The organism is Parabacteroides leei (genome assembly GCF_023369805.1).
GTDB lineage: Bacteria > Bacteroidota > Bacteroidia > Bacteroidales > Tannerellaceae > Parabacteroides > Parabacteroides leei.
This window is the reverse complement of sequence record NZ_JAMBQG010000017.1, coordinates 45,237-62,575: the sequence shown is the minus strand read 5'-3', so window position 1 is coordinate 62,575 and position 17,339 is coordinate 45,237. Positions and strand designations below refer to the sequence as shown.

The 17,339-nt window shown below is 45.0% G+C and carries 10 protein-coding genes; 5 read left to right on the top strand and 5 right to left on the bottom strand.

Features of this window, described 5'->3' with window-relative positions:
• The first annotated feature begins 22 nt into the window (after positions 1–22).
• Positions 23–7,516 carry a T9SS outer membrane translocon Sov/SprA gene (gene sov, locus M1P97_RS20220; protein ID WP_249390032.1) on the top strand — a complete coding sequence of 2,498 codons (7,494 nt, stop codon included), beginning with the start codon at positions 23–25 and terminating at the stop codon, positions 7,514–7,516.
• Between the two features lie 173 nt (positions 7,517–7,689).
• Here sov and M1P97_RS20215 read toward each other — a convergent pair whose 3' ends face one another.
• Positions 7,690–8,388 carry a M48 family metallopeptidase gene (locus tag M1P97_RS20215; protein WP_249390031.1) on the bottom strand — a complete coding sequence of 233 codons (699 nt, stop codon included), beginning with the start codon at positions 8,386–8,388 and terminating at the stop codon, positions 7,690–7,692.
• Positions 8,389–8,499: 111 nt separating this feature from the next.
• Between M1P97_RS20215 and gpmI the strand changes: the two genes are divergently transcribed.
• Positions 8,500–10,023 carry a 2,3-bisphosphoglycerate-independent phosphoglycerate mutase gene (gene gpmI / locus M1P97_RS20210; protein ID WP_195373165.1) on the top strand — a complete coding sequence of 508 codons (1,524 nt, stop codon included), beginning with the start codon at positions 8,500–8,502 and terminating at the stop codon, positions 10,021–10,023.
• A gap of 123 nt (positions 10,024–10,146) precedes the next feature.
• A complete protein-coding gene (locus M1P97_RS20205; RefSeq protein ID WP_195373164.1) occupies positions 10,147–10,737 on the top strand; it encodes a DUF3109 family protein in 591 nt (196 codons plus the stop codon).
• 2 nt (positions 10,738–10,739) lie between these two features.
• Here M1P97_RS20205 and M1P97_RS20200 read toward each other — a convergent pair whose 3' ends face one another.
• Positions 10,740–11,705 (bottom strand): GNAT family N-acetyltransferase, encoded by a 966-nt coding sequence (locus tag M1P97_RS20200; protein WP_195373163.1) that lies wholly within the window; start codon positions 11,703–11,705, stop codon positions 10,740–10,742.
• A gap of 11 nt (positions 11,706–11,716) precedes the next feature.
• Positions 11,717–12,544, bottom strand: coding sequence for a 1-acyl-sn-glycerol-3-phosphate acyltransferase (locus M1P97_RS20195; protein ID WP_195373162.1), 828 nt, complete (start codon positions 12,542–12,544; stop codon positions 11,717–11,719).
• A 462-nt stretch (positions 12,545–13,006) separates the two neighbouring features.
• Here M1P97_RS20195 and M1P97_RS20190 point away from each other — a divergent pair, with 462 nt between their 5' ends.
• Both M1P97_RS20190 and rprY read left to right on the top strand, forming a co-directional pair.
• Complete coding sequence (locus M1P97_RS20190; RefSeq protein ID WP_195373161.1) at positions 13,007–14,560, top strand: sensor histidine kinase; 1,554 nt, start codon at positions 13,007–13,009, stop codon at positions 14,558–14,560.
• Positions 14,561–14,562: 2 nt separating this feature from the next.
• Positions 14,563–15,294: a response regulator transcription factor RprY gene (gene rprY, locus M1P97_RS20185; RefSeq protein ID WP_005861388.1), complete on the top strand. Its 732-nt coding sequence runs from the start codon at positions 14,563–14,565 to the stop codon at positions 15,292–15,294.
• 17 nt (positions 15,295–15,311) lie between these two features.
• Here rprY and M1P97_RS20180 read toward each other — a convergent pair whose 3' ends face one another.
• Positions 15,312–16,730 carry a carbon starvation CstA family protein gene (locus M1P97_RS20180; protein ID WP_249390030.1) on the bottom strand — a complete coding sequence of 473 codons (1,419 nt, stop codon included), beginning with the start codon at positions 16,728–16,730 and terminating at the stop codon, positions 15,312–15,314.
• Positions 16,731–16,879: 149 nt separating this feature from the next.
• The gene (locus M1P97_RS20175) at positions 16,880–17,332 is read right to left on the bottom strand and encodes a GatB/YqeY domain-containing protein (RefSeq protein ID WP_195373159.1); all 453 of its coding nucleotides are present in this window, start codon (positions 17,330–17,332) and stop codon (positions 16,880–16,882) included.
• Between the last annotated feature and the right edge of the window lie 7 nt (positions 17,333–17,339).

Here is a 17,339-nt window from a genome sequence, read left to right as displayed (position 1 = left end):
AAGTGGCAGTTGACAGTTTAAAATGAAAAAGAAAACTCTAAAATATCTTATCTGGGTAACAGTACTACTATTCGGGGCCGGCATGATCTCGCTGAATGCCGATTACCTGACATATACGGCTACACTACCGGATATCCAGCTACTGGAAGGACAGGACATGCCCGACGGAAAAGACACCGTTCCGGCAACCCGTTATCCGGTATCCAAAACCGTACCGCAGGATTATGAAGACCTGACAAAGAAATCCCCGATGGACTTACGGGATCCTGAAAACGTAAAGACAGCCGTCGAATATGACATTAAGACCGGAACTTATGTGGTTCGTACGCGATTGGGAGACAAGGACCTGACCACTCCTATCAGCCTGACTCCCGAAGAATACCAGGATTATAGTATGCAACAGTCGCTCCGCTCTTACTACCGTCAGAAAAATGAGGAAGAGTTTCAGAAAGAAGCAGATAAAAAATTCAATCTGGCCGATATGCAGTTCGGTATCGGTGCAGCGGAAAGAGTATTCGGCCCGGGTGGTGTACGCGTAAGAACACAAGGGTCTGCCGAAATTACAATGGGTCTGAAAAGTAACAGCACCAAGGACCCTTCACTTCCCGAGCGTGCCCGTAGCCGTACATTCTTCAACTTCGACGAGAGTGTGCAGCTCAATGTACAAGCCAGCGTCGGTTCGAAGGTAAACTTCGATATGAACTACAATACGGAGACTTCATTCGACTTCGACTCTAAAAAGCTCAAACTGGCTTACACCGGAGAAGAAGACGAGATCATCAAGTCGCTGGAAGCCGGTAACGTATCGATGACGACCAACAACTCCCTGATAAACGGGGGGGCCGCCCTGTTCGGCATGAAAGCAGACCTTCAGTTCGGAAAGCTGAGGGTAAACGCATTATTTGCACAGCAGGAATCGGAATCAAAAACGGTAAACTCGAAAGGTGGCGTACAAACCAAACCGTTCGAACTGACCATCGACAAGTATGATGAAAACAGGCACTTCTTTCTATCACACTATTTCCGCAACAGATACGATGAAGCTGTCAAGGCATTGCCTACCATCAATTCAAAGATAACGATCAAACGAATCCAAGTATGGGTTACCAACAAAAGAGGTAACTACGACCAGGCACGTAACATTGTTGCTTTTACAGACATAGGTGAGAACGACAGAAATTACATGGTGAATCCCATTGCTTTCCCGATAAACGGAAACCCTGAGTTCCCGGCTAACGATGCGAACAGTTTATATAACGAAATGATCACCACCTATGCCGGAGCACGCGACTACACGGCCGTCAATCAGACTCTTTCCGCTTTCGTTGGTGGATCGGAGTACGAAAAGGTCGATAATGCACGCTTACTGGATGCTTCCGAATATACATACGATAGCCAGTTGGGATATATTTCACTAAAAACAAGCATGCAGCCCGGTGAAGTATTAGCTGTAGCCTACGAATATCAATATGACAATAACGGCACGCCTAAGACAGTAAAAGTCGGTGAGTTCTCAGACAATAATCCTGAAAATCCGAGTGGATGTATCTACACCAAGCTGTTAAAAGGTACAGAGATGTCACCTGCCATGAAGTATTGGGATCTGATGATGAAAAACATCTATTCACTGGGAGCTTATTCCGTACAGAAAGAAAAGTTCCGTCTGGATGTGATGTATCAGAGCGATACGACAGGTACTTACCTGAACTATTTGCCGGAATCGACAGACAAAAAACAGATCTGGATCCGGATCATGGGTGCCGACCGTTTGAATTCGCAGAACGAACCCCATGCCGATGGTTTCTTCGACTTCGTAGAAGGCTACACGATCCAGGCAGATATGGGTAGAGTGATCTTCCCGAGCGTCGAACCGTTCGGTTCCAGCCTGAAGAAAAAGATGATAGAGCAGAATATATCTGCGGCTGTCGCCGACAAATATGTATTCCAGGAATTGTACGACTCTACGCAAACAGTTGCCCGGCAGATAGCCGAAAAGAACAAATTCAAGATGACGGGAGAATACAAAGCCTCTTCCGCCGCCGAAATACAGCTGGGAGCCAGCAACGTAGCGCGCGGATCAGTACGCGTAACTGCCGCCGGAGCCACACTGACCGAAAATGTAGACTATACAGTCGATTATACATCAGGAACAGTTACAATCCTGAATGAAAGTATCATCTCTGCAGGAACACCTGTCAGCGTATCACTGGAAAACCAGACAGCTTACAGCATGCAACGTAAAACGATGATGGGGCTGGACCTGAATTACCAGTTCACACCTAATTTCTCGTTGGGAGCTACCATCATGCACATGTCGGAAATGCCTCTGACTACAAAAACGGTCATCGGTGAAGAATCTATCAAGAATACACTATGGGGATTAAATACAGCCTATAAAGGGGAAAGCCAGTGGCTGACCAATATGTTTGACAAGCTACCGCTACTTACGCTGACCAAACCCAGCCAGATCTCATTCAACGCCGAGTTTGCCCACTTGATTGCCGGACATTACGAAAGCAAAGAAAACGGAGGCTATTCTTATATAGATGATTTCGAGTCGACACAAAGCGGTTTCGACCTGTTGAGCCCTTATCCCTGGAAACTGGCCAGTACACCGTATGACGATAACAAGGCAAGCGCTTTGTTCCCCGAAGCTTCACTGGTAAACGATATAGAATATGGTAAAAACCGTGCCTTGCTGGCCTGGTATTATGTGGACGGTTTGTTCACCCGTAGAAACTCCAGCCAGGCACCATCCTATATCAAGAATGATAAAGAACAGTTATCCAATCATTATGTCCGTGAAATTCAGGTTTCCGAATTGTTTCCAGACAAAGATCAGGGATATAATGAAACCAGTACGATCAATGCATTGAACCTTGCCTTCTACCCGAATGAACGTGGCCCGTATAACCTGGATGCCGATTTGGTGAATTCCGACGGTACATTACAAAATCCGGAAAAGCGCTGGGGTGGAATAATGCGCAAAATCGATCAGAGTGACTTTGAAACAGCCAATATCGAATACATCGAATTTTGGATGCTCGACCCGTTCCTTGAAGATGAGAATGGCACCAATAACGGTGGAGACTTATACTTCAACCTTGGCGAAATATCCGAAGACGTACTGAAAGACGAAAGGAAGTTCTTTGAAAATGGCTTACCCGTTGATGGAGACAGAAGCAAAGTAGATTCCACGGTATGGGGACTTGTTCCTAAACAGCAAAGTACTGTATACGCTTTCGACAATACTGCCGGAGCACGTTCCAAGCAGGATGTCGGGCTGAATGGCCTGTCCGCAGATGAAGAGCGGGAGTTTCCTACTTATGCGGAATTCATAGAGAAACTGAAGACGAAACTGAACCCTGATATCATCTCAGAGATGGAGAGTGACGAATTCTCTCCCCTCAGAAACCCTGGTACCGATAAATACCATTATTACCGTGGTTCAGACCTCGACGCCAACCAGGTAGGCATTCTCGACCGTTACAAACGCTACAACGGAACTGAAGGAAACTCCGCCGAAACCGGCACTAGTGGAGAAAGATATGACACCTCCGCTTCAAAGAATCCGGATGTAGAAGATCTGAACCAGGATAATACCATGAACGAAAATGAAAAATACTTCGAATACAAAATTCCCATTCGTCGTAATGAACTGACAGTAGGTTCGAACTATATTGTAGGCACAAAAGAAACTTATCCAGTCTTGCCGGATGGTACCAATGCCAATAATAGTAAGGAGGAAAGGGTTACCTGGTATCAGTTCAAAATACCTATCAAGAAATACAATCGTCGTGTCGGAAGTATCAACGACTTCAAGACCATTCGTTTCATGCGTCTATACATGACGAATTTCAAACAGCCGACCATCCTTCGTTTCGCTACGTTCGAACTGGTTCGCGGCGACTGGCGTTCTTACGAACAAGATTTGTCCGATCCCAAAGTGCCGGTTAAGTCTAATGCCACACTGGAAGTATCTTCGGTGAACATCGAAGAGAACAGTTCGCGTGAACCCGTCAACTACGTAACACCTCCAGGAGTGAGCCGTGAACTTATGACCGGACAGCCTCAGCTAGCACGTCAGAACGAACAGGCTTTGTCGATGAAAGTAACTGAACTATCACCGTTTGATGCACGTGCGGTATATAAAAACACCTCTTACGATCTGCGCCAATACAAACAGATGCAGATGTTCATCCACGGAGAAAAGATAAGCGACCTCGATCCTTATGCTCCAGCAAATGGCGACCTGACCGTCTTCATTCGTCTGGGATCCGATTATAAGAACAACTACTACGAATACGAAGTCCCCTTGACGCTAACTCCTTATACCGGTAATGGTTCCGGAGATGGAATACGTTTTACCGCAGATCAAGTTTGGAATCCTACGACAAACACGATGAACATCGTCTTTGAAGCACTGACCAACCTCAAGTTGGAGCGTAATGCTGCCAAGCGGAGAGGAGATAGCGGAGTCAATTACCAGACCGTTTATTCGATGCCTGATCCGAACAACATGCTCAATACGATCAGTATCGTCGGTAACCCGAGTCTAGCGGAAGTGAAGACCATCATGATCGGTGTTCGTAACAAATCGAATACAGTGAAGAGTGCCGAAGTTTGGGTGAACGAATTACGCCTGAGCGACTTCAACGAGTCAGGCGGATGGGCTGCCAATGCCAACCTCAATGTGGCCGTATCCGACCTGGGGACAGTCAACGTGGGTGGACGCATCGAAACGGCCGGCTTCGGGGCACTCGACCAGTCATTATCCGAACGTCGTATCGACGACTTCTCACAATATAACATAGCAACCAATATCGAATGGGGTAAATTCTTCCCGGAAAAAGCAAAAGTCAGCATCCCGATGTACTATGCCTACTCGAAAGAAATGACCAAGCCTCAGTATAACCCGCTCGATCAGGATATCAAATTAAACGATGCCCTCGATGCTGTAGAAACAAAAGCCGAAAAAGACTCTATCAAGAACTTCTCGGTAGACAAAACCGTGATCAAAAGTATCTCGTTCAACAACGTGAAAGCGGATATCCGCAGTAAGAACCCGATGCCTTACGACCCGGCCAACTTCTCGGTCGGCTACTCTTTCAGCCAGACTAAAACGCAGAATCCGGAAACCGAATATGAAACGACGAAGGATTACCGTGGAAACTTATCGTATAGTTACACACCGTACGTAAAACCGTTCCGTCCGTTCCAGAAGATAAAGAAGAATAACGGATATACCCGTTATGCTAAACAGTTCAGCCTGAACTATGTTCCGTCGAACATCAGTTTCCAGACAGCCATGATGCGTAACTATTACGAATTGCAGTTGCGCGACCTGGAAGACACAGGCAGTAAGCCGGAAGCGTCCTTCAGCTCAAACTTCTACTGGGACCGTGCTTTCAGCTTGCGTTGGGACTTCACCAACAATCTGAATATGACATTCACTTCCGGTACGAATGCCCGTATCGAAGAACCGTATCAACAGGTTAACAAGGAGTTGAACCCGAACGGATATCAAATATGGAAAGATTCTGTAAAACAAAGTATCGCCGATCTGGGTACACCGCTGAAGTACGACCAGACATTCAATGTTACCTGGAACCTGCCTTTGCAGTATATTCCCGTACTCGATTGGGTAAACAGCTCGTTGACCTACAACGCGCAGTACAACTGGGACCGTGGGGCCGTTGTCGAATCCGATTACGAGATCGGTAACACTATCAAAAACAACCGACAGTTCGATTTACAGAACAGCTTGAACATGCTATCGCTCTATAACAAGAACAAATTCCTGAAAAAGGTAAACCAAAAGTTCTCTGCCACCCGTACGGCTACCAAAAAGAAAGAGCAGAAAGAGATCAAACTGGAAAAAGACATACAATTGAATATGGATAGCGGAACAGTCGTTCAACACGGCATGTTCACCAAAAAGGTACGTATCACTGCACGCGGAGCCGATGGGAAGGTGTACTCAATCAAGTACAAACCGATCAACTACGCACAGGTAATGATCCTCAATCAGGATACTGCCCATCTGAAGCTAACCATCAAACCCGGCCCCAAAGCGACCGAAGACTTCTTGTATAAGGCAGCCGAACATGCTTCACGCTTCCTGATGATGGTACGTCGTATCAACATCCAATATCAGACAACCGATGGTATGATGGTTCCCGGATTCCGTCCGATGATCGGTGACATTTTCGGTCAGGGACGTTCTCCGTTCGGCCTGACGCCTGGTCTGGGCTTTGCCTTTGGTGCCGTAAATCGTCAGTTCCTGGAAGATGCCAACGAACGAGAATGGCTGGTCTACAACCCCACCAACATAACGCCTGCCGTAATGAGCAGTGCAAAAAACCTAAACATACGGGCAAATCTCGAACCTATCACCGGTTTGAAGATCGACCTGAATGCCAACCGGGTAGATACCCGCAGTACCGATATACAATATATGTATCCAGGCATGCCGGAACAAACCGGCGGTAACTTCCTTATGACAACCATCGGTCTTAGAGGTTTCTTTAAAGGTAGCGGTAATATCGACAACGGATATGCGTCGGAAACATTCAACAAGTTTATCGAAAACCGTGAGATCATAGCCAACCGTCTTGAAAGCCAGTATAGCGGCACAAACTATCCTTCGGGCGGCTTCCTGACAGAAAACGGACAAGCAGGACAACCTTATACACCAGGCGGTGTCAACAAAAACTCGGCCGACGTGCTGATACCGGCATTCCTGTCAGCCTATACCGGAAAAGATCCGAACAAGATTTCGTCGTCTCCTTTCCCGGCCCTGCGCAGCCTGCTGCCGAACTGGCGTATCACATACGACGGATTGGTTCGTATTCCGGCCGTGAAGAAATACTTCAAGACCGTAATGCTAAGTCACCAGTACGTTTGTACCTATAATGTCGGAGCCTACAATTCCTATTCTACCTGGGTAGACGCAGGATTGGGTGGCAACATGGGCTTTACACAAGGTTCGGATAACCTGGCTATACCGTCTTCCCCATACGAAATATCCAGTGTCAGCCTCAACGAAAGCTTCAATCCGCTATTGGGTGTCGATGCTACCATGCTGAACAATATTACGATCCGTATGGATTATGCAACGAGCCGTAATCTGAACCTGAACATATCCTCCTACCAGATCGTAGAAGCACTTTCAAACAAGTATACGATCGGATTAGGGTATAAGTTCGCCGAGTTCAACAAGATATTGAAGATGAAGAAAACACGCGACTTCAGCAATGACCTGACCGTGCGCCTGGACTTCTCTTACAATAAAATGCAGTCGCTGATCCGTAAGATAGAGGATAGCTTTACACAAGCTACCAGCGGTAACATAGCCAAGACGATCCAGTTCTCAGCCGATTACGGATTGAGCCGCGCCTTGACAGTGCGTGCCTTCTACGATTTGCAGATCAACGAACCGCTAATATCTAACGCAGCCTATCCGACAAGTAACTCGAATTACGGTGTTGCCCTCCGGTTCTCGCTGGCACAGTAAGCATCAACAGAGCTTTGCCATCATTATGACACAACCTTGCCACGACGATGACAAAGTTTTGCCACGCTGATGGCACAACTTTGCCAAGGGCATGGCAAAACTCTGCCATCAGCGTGGCAAAACATTTTGTCCGGTAACTAAAGATTAGCAATAGAGTAGGCTTACACGACAGATCAAAGCATGTGATAACCTTTCAACTCCTTCCGCAAGGCGAGCGCCTTATTGTCGGTTACACCATTCAGAAGTTTCCAAAAGCGGTCGCTATGGTTCATCTCCACCGTATGGCAGAGTTCATGAAGCAAGACATAATCGATCAGATGCCAGGGGAGCAACATTAAGGACAGAGAGAGATTGATCGTTTTACGTGTACTGCAACTACCCCACCGGGTCTTACTGTTCATGATCCGTACACCTGTACAAGTGAAGCGATACCGGTCGGCCAATGCCATCAACCGGTCGGGAAGTAGTCGTTTAGCCTCGTGGCGGAGTGCTTTCTCCAACAAATCCTTCAAGATTTCCTGCACTTTGTCGGATTCGAAACGGGTTGCCGCCGGACAAGCAATACGAAGTATCCCGTCCTTCAAGGTCATATAATAGTTGTTACGGTCTGTACGGAATATTTCTACACGGAAAGTAGTCGCCTGCAACTGCGTCGTCTCGTCCAGCAACGGGCGTGCCGGATGCTTTTTCAAAGCCGTGAGAAGCTTCTGCCTGTTCTCTTCGATAAAAGACAGCATCCGTCCTTCATCCCCGCCTTCCGGCATAGTGGCGGTGATCATTCCCTTTGATATTTTCAGCGTATAACGGGTTGCTCGCGGGGTAGTACGGAGAAGGATGGTTCCCAGATCGTTGTAGTATATCTTCTTTTCCATATTTACCACAAAAGTAATACTTTAAAGGGAAATAATATTACGGTAGAAATGCTTATCTTTGCGCCCGGTATTAGATATTTAATAAGTATAAACTATATAAATAAGGCAATCATGAGCAAGAAAGCACTTTTATTGATCTGCGATGGCTGGGGAATCGGCGACCGTGGTAAAGATGATGTAATCTACAACACTCCCACTCCGTACTGGGATTATCTGTTGAAAACATACCCTAACTCTCAGTTGCAGGCTTCCGGCGAAAACGTAGGTTTACCCGACGGACAGATGGGTAACTCGGAAGTAGGTCACCTGAACATCGGTGCAGGCCGTATCGTTTACCAGGACTTGGTGAAGATCAATATCGCTTGTCGTCAGAATACAATCCTCGACAATCCCGAAATCAAACGTGCTTACAGCTACGCCAAAGAAAACGGCAAACAGATCCATTTCATGGGACTGGTTTCCGACGGTGGTGTGCACAGCTCATTGGAACACCTGTTCAAACTGGCTGATATCGCGAAAGAATACGGAGTGGACAAAGCATACGTTCATTGCTTCATGGACGGTCGCGACACAGACCCGAAAAGCGGTAAAGGCTTCATCGAACAACTGGAAAACCATCTGAAAACAACAGGCGGTAAGATCGCTTCCATCATCGGCCGTTACTATGCAATGGACCGTGACAAACGTTGGGAACGCGTGAAAGAAGCGTACGACCTGATCGTGAACGGAACAGGCAAACCTGCTGAAGACATGGTAAAAGCTATGGAAGAATCATACGCAGAGGGCGTAACGGATGAATTCATCAAACCGATCGTACACGTAGAAAACGGTAAGCCGGTAGCTACTATCGAAGAAGGCGACGTAGTTATCTTCTTCAACTACCGCAACGACCGTGCCAAAGAACTGACAGTCGTTCTGACTCAGCAGGATATGCCGGAAGCAGGAATGAAGACTATTCCTAACCTGCAGTATTTCTGCATGACTCCGTACGATGCAAGCTTCAAGGGTGTTCACATCCTGTTCGACAAAGACAACGTAGAAAATACACTGGGCGAATTCCTGGCATCAGTTGGCAAAACACAGTTGCACATTGCCGAAACAGAGAAATATGCTCATGTTACTTTCTTCTTCAACGGCGGACGCGAAACTCCGTTCGATGGTGAAGACCGTATCCTGGTTCCGTCTCCGAAAGTAGCTACTTACGACCTGAAACCGGAAATGAGTGCATTCGAAGTGAAAGACAAACTGGTAGAAGCCATCAATACAAAGAAATACGACTACATCGTTTGTAACTATGCAAACGGCGACATGGTAGGCCACACCGGTATCTATTCAGCCATCGAAAAAGCAGTCGTAACCATCGACGCTTGTCTGAACGACACTGTTGAAGCTGCTAAGGCTAACGACTACGAAGTGATCATCATCGCCGACCACGGTAATGCCGACCACGCTCTGAACGAAGACGGCACACCGAACACGGCTCACTCGCTGAACCCTGTTCCTTTCGTTTACGTAACAGAAAACAAAGATGCCAAAGTAGAAGACGGTATCCTGGCAGACGTTGCTCCTTCTATCCTTCACATCATGGGATTGAAGCAGCCGAAAGAAATGACAGGCAAATCTTTAATTAAATAACAACTTTTATTAGTTGACAGTTGATAAGTGACAGTTGACAGTTATTACTCCACAAAGAGGAGGGAATAATTGTTAACTGTCATTTCTTATCTGTCAACTATCACTTCTCAACTCTCAACTGAAATGATCCAAATAGAAGACACCCTGGTTAGTCTCGACCTGATTGAAGCCAAGTTTCTCTGCGACCTCAGCCAATGCAAAGGTATTTGCTGCGTAGAAGGCGACTCAGGAGCCCCATTAGACAAAAAAGAAATAGCGGAACTGGAGAAAGTACTCCCGGTTATCTGGGACGACCTGGCCCCGGAAGCGCAGGAAATCATAAAGAAACAAGGTGTTGCCTTCATCGATTGTGAAGGCGATATCGTCACGTCCATCGTCAACGGTAAAGACTGTGTATTCACCTGTTATGACAATGACGGTACCTGCAAATGTGCCATCGAAAAGGCCTATCGCGAAGGAAAAATATCTTTCTACAAGCCGGTATCCTGCCACCTTTATCCGGTGCGCGTCACACAATACAGAGACTTCCGTGCTGTCAACTACGATCGCTGGAAGATTTGTAAAGCCGCAGAGATACTGGGGCGAAAGGAAAATCTGCCTCTATACAAATTCCTCAAAGAACCTCTCACCCGCAAATTCGGGCAGAAATGGTACGAGTCGCTTGTAGAAGTGGCCGAAGAGTGGATCAAACAAAAGGAACAGGAAGAAGAATAGTATTATTCTATCTTCCTTATCAAATCAGCCGTCTGTCCCTCTTCCTTCAGGTAAGTTTCGATATGACGTTTCTTCTTATCTTCGAGGATTTCATTGATGGCTATAAGTATGCCGGTCTCCTCTACATCCCCGAACTCATGGTTGATAGCCGTTCCGAATACGCGCATCTTAGGTGAAAGACTCATATAGGCGTTTACAAGGGGCGGCACATTGATACCGAACTTACGCACTTCCTGGTTCAACACCTTATAATTGTCCTTGAAGTTATCGTAATGGAACAAATCCTTCATCCTCTCCATATCCATATCGGTTTGCAGCGGGTAGACAGGCGTCACCAGCTTGTCTGCATCCGGGAAATGCATGCCGAGAAAGTAAAGGATCATATTACGAGCCTCTGTATTATATGTATTGTACATCGTTACCTTTCCGAAATAATACTGCAAGCTCGGATCAACAACCGACAAGGCTCCCAATCCGTCCCACAAATTATCCAGTACAAATAAACCCTTTGCCCCGGCACGTGTAGATTGATATTCTAAAGTTACGAAAGAACGGCCCAGTTCGACCGTATAAGGAAGGAATTCTTTATTAAACTTGTCAGAGAAGTTAAACAAGTGAGAAGTGGCTAACATCGGCTTGCCGTTCTCATCAAATTTCACATCCGATCCACATAAGAAACGATAACCACCCAGGATTTGTTCATCTTCCGGACTCCATACGATCAACTGACGGTAAGCGTCTTCCATCGTATCGAATTCATCTATATCCACCGGAAAACCTGTACCTCCGCCATAAAAGCGGAAAGCAATCTCCCGCAGACGCCCGATCTCCTGCATTACATTGGGAGAGTCATGGGCTGTTACAATATATATTTCATTGTTTGATTTATTCGTGCTGCGGAGCTTTTTCTCTTTTGTCAGTTCCGCCTTAAGTACTGCACGGTCAATCGGTTTAATAATGTCTTGCATATAAATTGAGTCTATGTTTTCTTGAGATTATAAGCCTGCGTCCTTACCCATTCGGCCCATTCGCCCGGCTTCTTACTACCGTCGAACGTCTGCCACGGGATAGGTTTCCCGAAATGGATACGGAATGTTTTATGCTTGCACCGGAACATCTCGTCCGGCAGATAAAGCATTTCATAATTCATCTTAATCCCCAACGCTTTACGCAGATTAGCCAGCCGGTAGAAGAAATTGGAATTCCTTCCCTCGAAATAGACCGGAACGATATCCCGTTTATGTTCGACCGCCTTCTGAATGAACGATTTCTTCCATTCAGGATCTTGTATCTTTCCGTCTATCTTACGGGAACAAAGACCTGCCGGGAAAGTTACGATCTGATTATCCGAAGCATAAGCCTCATCGATCAGCCGGGCATTCCTCTTACCCTGCGCACCGTGTTTATTGATAGGGACAAAAATGGACCTCAGATTCGACAAGTAGAGCAACAGATCGTTCACCAGATAACGGATCTTCCCGCCGTAATGTTTCCCGATCACAGCCGACAAACAGATACCGTCCAACCCTCCCAGCGGATGATTGGATGCAAAGATATAGCGTCCTTCAGCAGGAATATTTTCTTCGTTCACCAGTTCCAGGGTCAGGTCGAAGTAACCGATCAACTCCTGCATAAAATCAACCCCATCCTTATCATGATAACGGGTGAGGATATCATTCAATTCATCCTGGTGAATGGTACGAATCAGATAATTGACTACAAAACCGGGGATTTTGCCAGCCACCGAGGGGGCCTTTTGCTGTAATACCTGTTTTACATCAATTTGCGTAATACCTTCTTGTGCCATACTACATAACTCTTGTCACTTGTCAGGAGACAAAGATATAGCTAATAATTAAATCTGAACGCATTCGGCAAAAGTTTTTAAGAAGTTTCAATTTCTTATGTTACCGTTCGTTAGCACTCAAATAAAATAAATCGGCAGTTGCATCCGTTATACATATATATTATACTACTCCGTATGCCTGAATATGAAGCTGAAACTATTCCCGGCAAATTCATATTTTTTGCATAAGTTGAAACAAAATAATCAATAATTATGTTTTTATACACAAGAACAATACTCTAAGTATTCCTCTTGAAAGGTAAATGGTGGCATAAGACTCTGTTTTCAAGACTAATAGGTTATTTAGCACCCGACAAGCTAAACCATTTTTAATAAAACCAACCTATGTTTTTTACCTTTTTTGTGTGAATATTAAACTAAAATGAGCGTTATTTGTTCTGTTAAAAAGAGAAAGTATTTGGAATGAGGAAATCTACTATTTGGTTACTCGCTGTTGTAATGGCATTTGCATTTGCCGGTTTGCTTTTCCTTCAGGTTAAGTACGTGAGTATCATACTCAAAAAAAGTAGCGAGCAATTCAATGAAACAGTAAAAAGAAGCCTGCACCAAGTATCAAAAAACCTGGAGCTAGACGAAACACGCAGATATCTGGAAGAAGATATTAAGCGTGATGAGAATAATTATCTGCAAAACAGTCAGGATCCGCAAGAGGTTGCCCAGGCAATCACCCAACAGAAGTTGCAGATACAGGATGCAAATGGAAACATATTGCATATAGAACAATTACGCAGTTTCAGCCAGAAGTTCGAACCCCTGTCGTCGCTCGACAAGAAACAATCGGGTAACAACATTGTCAGTACATCACAGGATTTGCAGAAAACATTGAAGCGCCGCATGCAATATCAGAACGCTTTGATGCAGGAAGTTGTGTATAGCATGGTAACTACTGCAAACCTTAAACCTATTCAGGAGCGGGTAGATTTTAAGAAACTGAATAATTACTTAAAATCAGAATTTATTAACAACGGTTTGAACCTGCCGTTCATATTTTTTGTTATTAACAAAGATGGCAAAAAAGTGTACCAAAGTGGAGAAATAAAAAAGGAACCTATTGCGTCTGATATAATTACGTATGTATTGTTCCCGAACGATCCTCCCTCAAAACAGAATTATATGAAGGTATATTTCCCGACAAAGGGTGATTACATTTCAAGTTCTGTAACATTTATTGTACCATCCGTACTCTTTTCGCTGATACTTTTGGTAACATTTATCTTTACCATATATATAGTATTCCGCCAGAAGAGACTGTCAGAAATGAAGAACGACTTTATCAACAATATGACGCACGAGTTAAAAACACCGGTATCAACAATATCTCTTGCGGCACAGATGTTGAAAGATTCGGATATAACCAAGAGCCCCGATGTGTTTAAACACATCTCAGGAGTTATCAATGATGAAACGAAACGACTGGGCTTTCTGGTAGAAAAAGTGCTTCAGATGTCGCTGTTCGAACGACAGAAAGCAGCACTTAAGCTGAAAGAAATAGATGCAAACGACCTGGTGATCAGCGTAGCTAACACCTTCGTCCTGAAAGTAGAAAAATATGATGGATCACTCGACATTGACTTACAGGCTACAGACTCGTCCATCTATGTAGATGAAATGCACATCACCAATGTATTGTTCAATCTGATGGACAACGCGGTGAAATACCGCCGTCCGGAAGTACCGCTTACATTGATGGTAAGAACCTGGAACGACAACAACGGGAAACTGTTGATTGCTGTTGAAGACAACGGTATCGGGATCAAGAAAGAATATCTTAAGAAAGTATTCGACCGCTTCTTCCGGGTACCCACTGGAAATGTACACGACGTAAAAGGTTTCGGTTTGGGACTTGCTTACGTCCGTAAAATCATCGAGGACCATAAAGGTACGATCCGTGCCGAGATCGGTCCCGGAAATGTAGGAACAAAATTTATTATTACTTTACCTCTTATAAAAAGTTAGTTATGGAAGAAAAACTGAAAATCTTCTTTTGTGAAGACGACGAAAACCTGGGTATGCTATTAAGAGAATACTTACAGGCAAAAGGTTATGTAACTGATCTCTTCTCTGATGGAGAAGCTGGTTACAAAGGTTTCACCAAAGGCAAATATGATCTTTGCGTATTAGACGTAATGATGCCGAAAAAAGACGGTTTTACCCTGGCACAGGAAATCCGTTCAATAAATCCTGATATTCCAATCATTTTCCTTACTGCAAAGACAATGAAGGAAGATATCCTGGAAGGATTCAAAATCGGAGCTGACGATTATCTGACAAAACCGTTCAGCATGGAAGAGTTGTTGCTTCGTATCGAAGCTATCCTGCGCCGTGTGAAAGGAAAAAAGATGAAAGACATTCCTTTCTACAAGCTGGGGAATTTCTTGTTCGATACACAGAAACAGACACTGGCCATTGGCGACAAAGTAACAAAGCTGACTACAAAAGAATGCGAGTTGCTGAGCCTATTGTGTGCACACGCTAATGAAATTCTGGAACGTAACTATGCACTGAAAACTATCTGGGTAGACGATAACTACTTCAATGCCCGTAGTATGGACGTGTATATCACCAAACTTCGTAAACTGTTGAAAGATGATCCAGGTATCGAAATCATCAACATCCACGGTAAGGGGTACAAACTGATCACTCCTTCAGGAGAAGAACAGGCCCGCGAAGAAGGTATCCAGGTACTTTAAGGAACATATCCCGGAGATCAAACGACTCCGGGATTTTTTCTTTTCCAGAAAAGGAATACAACCAGTGTTACTGCTGTAATGCTACAGCCGATTATCTGTGAGACCGCAACGTCCATGCCTAATCCTTCAGGGGCGACAAAGATATAGGTGGAACAAACGGCTGTCATAAACAGGGCTGGGATCAGGGTTACGATATACAGCTTCTTCGAACGGGCAAGAAAGACCGTCAATGCCCAAAGCGTAAAGACTGCCAACGTCTGATTTGTCCAGGCAAAATAACGCCAGATCATATCGAAACCATCCTTATCTTTTAAACTGTAAAGTAATATCCCGATCGCTACTATAAACAGCGGGATACAAATCACAAGACGGCTTATTATGCTTTTCTGTTCCTTATGGAGAAAATCTGCTATGATCAAACGAGCCGAACGGAATGCGGTATCCCCCGAAGTAATCGGAGCAGCAATAACGCCCAATACAGCTAATACTCCGCCGACCGTCCCCAGCCATTCTTTAGTGATGCTGTCTACAATCACGGCTGCATTACTTTCGCCCATACCATTATTATGATAGAAGTAAGTAGCAGCTGCAGCCCAGATCAAAGCCACGATACCTTCTGTGATCATCGCTCCGAAAAAGACAGGGCGTCCGTATTTTTCATTCTTGATACAACGGGCCATCAGCGGACTTTGAGTAGCATGGAAACCGGAAATGGCTCCGCAAGCAATACTCACAAACATAATCGGGAAGATAGGAAGATTTTCCGGATGCGTATTCGTCAGGCCATCTGTCAGCTCCGGAAGTGGCGGATGGTTCACTAACAACATCACAAGAATACCTACTGCCATAAAAAGCAAGGCGGCAGCAAACAAAGGATATATCTTACCTATGATCTTATCGACCGGCAACAAAGTGGCCAGGATATAATAGATAAATACCACAAATATCCAGAAAGTGGCATCGAGGTATTCCGGAGTCAACTTTGCCAGCAACCCGGCTGGACCGGCAACAAAGACAGCTCCGACAAGGATCATCAGGATAACGGTAAATCCACGCATGAACTGCTTGAAATTGTTTCCGAGATAACGTCCGATAATTTCAGGCAGACTCTCGCCATGATGGCGCAGGGAAAGCATTCCGGCCAGATAATCGTGAACAGCCCCGGCAAAGATCGTGCCCAACACGATCCACAGGAAAGAAGCCACACCAAACTTGGCTCCCATTATGGCACCGAATATCGGACCGAGACCGGCAATGTTCAGAAACTGGATCATAAAAACTTTCCAGGAAGACATCGGAATATAATCTACCCCATCCTGATGAGTGAAAGCCGGAGTTTTACGGGAAGGATCAACCCCGAAGATACGTTCTATAAAAGAACCGTAGATGAAATAGCCTGCAATAAGGACTGCAAGACAACAGATAAAGGTTATCATCGTTTAAAGTTATTAAAATTCGGTCTAGTTCTAAAAGAATGAGTCTAAAAGAAAGCTTACAATACAAGCATTTTCATATATCAGATAGTGACTGGTTATAACTTATCCCCTCTTGAGAGGAGATAAGTTATTTTCAAAACTATATTATATTAGCTATTCAGCAGACGTTTCACCGCTTCCGAAATAGCACGTCCTTCCGCTTTACCCGCAAGCGCTTTGGAGGCCGTTCCCATTACTTTACCCATATCCTGAGGGCCGGTAGCACCAACCTGGGCGATAATCGCTTTCAATGCTGTTTCAAGTTCTTCGGCAGTCATCTGCTTCGGAAGATAAGTTTCCAACACTTTTACCTGTGCAAGTTCACCCTCTGCCAGGTCTGCACGACCTTGCTGGGTGTAGATTTCAGCAGAGTCTTTTCCTTGTTTTACCAGCTTCTGGATAATTTTGGTGGCATCGGCATCCGTCAAAGTATCGTTGGCTCCCGGAGCTGTCTTTGCTTCGAGGAAGAATTTCTTCACATTTCTCAATGTTTCGAGGGCAACTTTATCTTTTGCCTTCATTGCGTTTTTAATGTCTTCGCTGACTTTTTCAAACAAATCCATATTTTAT